This is a genomic window from Bacillota bacterium (genome assembly GCA_013314855.1).
GTDB lineage: Bacteria > Bacillota > Clostridia > Acetivibrionales > DUMC01 > Ch48.
In genome coordinates this window covers 1-2,196 of sequence record JABUEW010000248.1, presented here as the reverse complement: position 1 = coordinate 2,196, position 2,196 = coordinate 1, and the positions used below count along the sequence as shown (strand labels likewise).

2 protein-coding genes and 1 pseudogene are annotated in these 2,196 nt (G+C 37.8%); 1 reads left to right on the top strand and 2 read right to left on the bottom strand.

Going from position 1 to position 2,196, the window contains the following annotated elements; genetic code table 11:
* Positions 1-3: 3 nt before the first annotated feature.
* Both HPY74_20875 and HPY74_20870 read right to left on the bottom strand, forming a co-directional pair.
* On the bottom strand, positions 4-399 hold the full coding sequence (locus tag HPY74_20875; GenBank protein NSW93060.1) for a hypothetical protein: 396 nt from the start codon (positions 397-399) through the stop codon (positions 4-6).
* A 597-nt stretch (positions 400-996) separates the two neighbouring features.
* A pseudogene (locus tag HPY74_20870) lies at positions 997-1,164 on the bottom strand (IS110 family transposase).
* Positions 1,165-1,459: 295 nt separating this feature from the next.
* On the opposite strand from HPY74_20870, the gene HPY74_20865 reads away from it, so the two are divergent.
* Entirely contained in the window at positions 1,460-2,074 is a 615-nt protein-coding gene (locus tag HPY74_20865; GenBank protein ID NSW93059.1) for an inorganic diphosphatase, read from the top strand.
* Positions 2,075-2,196: the final 122 nt, after the last annotated feature.

Sequence of the window (2,196 nt, the reverse complement as noted above, 5' to 3'; positions counted from 1 at the left end):
ATTTTAATCTAAAAGCCCCGAAATTATCAGCATTAACAATGTGGTATTCTGGGGTAGATATTTAAAATCAAACTTTTCATAATAGTAGTTGATTTCTTTTAACCGTACTTTGTCATGATCCAGCTGTGATAAAGTCTTATTTAGAATATATTGCTTCTCCCTGTCAACCGCATCAACCGTATCAAAATAATATAGCCTCTGTACTTCCAGCCTAAAGGGTATTTCCAATACTGCCTGTGCCAGAATACCTGGGTTATTCTCAGCATAGACTGCAGGGTAACGGAACACATCCGGGCTATTGAACAGGCCCGGTTGATTAAATAATGGGAACCGGCCCCAAGGGTTTAAAAGATCCAAATACTCTTCTAATTTATCTGGCTTTGAAACAAGTAATTTCATTTTTATCTTCTTATTTACATTTATTATTGAATAGTATACATGAATATTTATTATTAGCAAATGAATGGTGGATCGTTACTCGTTACTCTGGATTTCCTCAAATAATATAGCTACATTCATGTTATAATTTGGGCATTGTATTATTTAAGGGGTGCCATTGCGATGTCTATCTTCACTAATACGATGTAATATCTTGGGTTTGTTGGAGGAAAATATAAACAAAATGCTAATTATTAGTTATGCATTTGCATTTAAAGGGGGTTAGCTTGAAAAATACTTCGTAGCCGCTAAAAAAGGGCGCACTAAACTAAGACCTTTATAGATCCTTGAGAATTTAATATTCGTTAGTTTAGGCCACAGGAATGTCAGTAGCTTTTATTACGCCATTGGAAATGAGAAGTTTGACAGCTCTCGGAGATGATAGTGATGGCAGAAGCTCTATCAACTACGGGAATGGTACAAAGGAGTGTAATGGCATTTTCGTAAGGAGCTACCATCTTATCAAGTTTTTCATCTAACTCTGCAATGGACTGTTGGATGAATTCAAGATGGGAGCGAACCATAACTATACGTTCCTTTTGTTCCTTAGTCATCAAAGCAGTTGTTATCAATCAGCCACTGCTTGAATTGGAGAATGGAATTGTTGAAAGTTGAGAATCGTTTTTTAAAGTAGTGAGGGGTGATCCCCTGTGAAGTGATGATTGTGGCGACGAGAAAAGTCTTATGCACATCGACACCACAACAAATAGGGTAAACAACTTTCATAGCACAACCTCCTTTGAAAATTTAGTAGATGAGGAGGAAGACATTGACTGAACCATCACACATTTAACGATTAGCTAAAACAATGATTAGCTTGCGGTCTTATAGAACCACTTATTTGTGCTTGAAAGATGATTCTTACACTGGTTAATATACTGATTTAAGCTCAGAAGAGCAGTTTGCGACTCACCTAACCGTGCTTTGTAGTGTATCTTACCCCTCAGCTTAATGATAACAAAGTGGTGAAAACCACGCACCATTTTTCATTACTATTTGTGCCGCCAGCGGTAGCGGCGGAATGGAGGTTAATATGAGAGAATACTTAGGGAAAACGGTTGATGTAATAGTTGATAGACCCCTGGGATCGCCTCATCCTGAATATGGCATTATTTATCCGGTCAATTACGGATATATCCCAGGAACTATTTCAGGGGATGGTAAGAAAATAGATGCTTATATACTGGGAGAGTATAAACCGGTTAAAGAGTTCCGAGGCAGGGTCATTGCAGCCATTGAAAGGAAGAACGACAATGAAAGTAAGCTAGTGGTCGCTAAAACCCCTAACAGTTACTTTGAAGAAGAAATAAAAGCGCTTACTGAATTTCAAGAACGGTTTTTTGAAATAGAAATAATATGTCATACAGCGAAGGTGGAAAAGCCGTGTATTAGAGTTACGGTATTAGGTTTTGCAAAAAGAGGGGATGGGATTTTAGTCTTTGAGGGGTATGATGCGATAAAGGATGAGGTTTTTTATCGTTTTCCGGGCGGAGGGGTAGAGTTTAGGAGAAAAAGCCGGGTTGCGCTTCAAAGGGAGTTTAAAGAAGAAATCAATGCAAATATATTAGATATGAAATATCTTTGTACGATAGAAAACATATTCACATTTGAAGGGATAGATAAACATGAAATATGATGCTCCCCATTGTCAAGACAATTTTTTTGCCGGGCTAAGTTAGGTCTCCTTTCTTTTATTTTAGATACTTACATCAATACACTCTGTTGGTGGATGTCAAGGGCGAGCGTATGCGAGTTCAT